Origin of the sequence: Halomonas sp. GXIMD04776 (assembly GCF_049808615.1) — a bacterium.
Classification (GTDB): Bacteria; Pseudomonadota; Gammaproteobacteria; order Pseudomonadales; family Halomonadaceae; genus Modicisalibacter.
Genome location: NZ_JBNCAN010000071.1, coordinates 1 through 550 on the forward strand (window position 1 = coordinate 1; position 550 = coordinate 550).

1 pseudogene is annotated in these 550 nt (G+C 62.0%); it reads right to left on the bottom strand.

Going from position 1 to position 550, the window contains the following annotated elements:
- Window positions 1–458: pseudogene (locus ACPF7Z_RS19435) on the bottom strand (IS1380 family transposase); the annotation flags it as partial.
- Window positions 459–550 lie beyond the last annotated feature (92 nt).

A 550-nucleotide genomic window follows, 5' to 3' on the forward strand; every position in this document is an offset into this window, starting at 1 on the left:
TGGTAAGTCCGCGAGACGCCTTCCTTCTTCGAGTTGCTGTTGTCCATGACGAAGGTGTCGATGTCCAGGCAGACGTGCGTCGTCTCGGCGGTGATCGGTGCCTCGACCAGTGACAGCAGGGTCGTGGACCAGGTGGCGGTGCGCGCCTGCAGGTCGTTGGCGGCAAGTTTCTCCAGCCGCTGTCGCAGCGTCGCCGCGCTCGGCACCTTCTGCAGGGTCAGCAGTTGTTGGAAGGGCTTGTCGCGGCGGAAGTTCTCGATGGCGTCATAGTCGCTCATGCCCAGACACAGCAGGCCCAGGTAGCTCTTGATCACGTCACTGGTGCGCATGCCCAGCGTGGTGGGGAAGCGGCTGTCGATGCTGTCGACGCCAGCGATCTCGAAGCATTGCCCGATGATGGACAGCCCGGCGTGGCTGGTGAGGGTGCGGCGACTGGCGCGGAACTTGACGTTGGGCATGGCACTGTCTGGGTGAATGGCGATATTCGCTATATTGCCATGCAGTTCAGTAGGTTAGAAGCATTCCTGGGGGCCGGTCTCACGGATTCAGG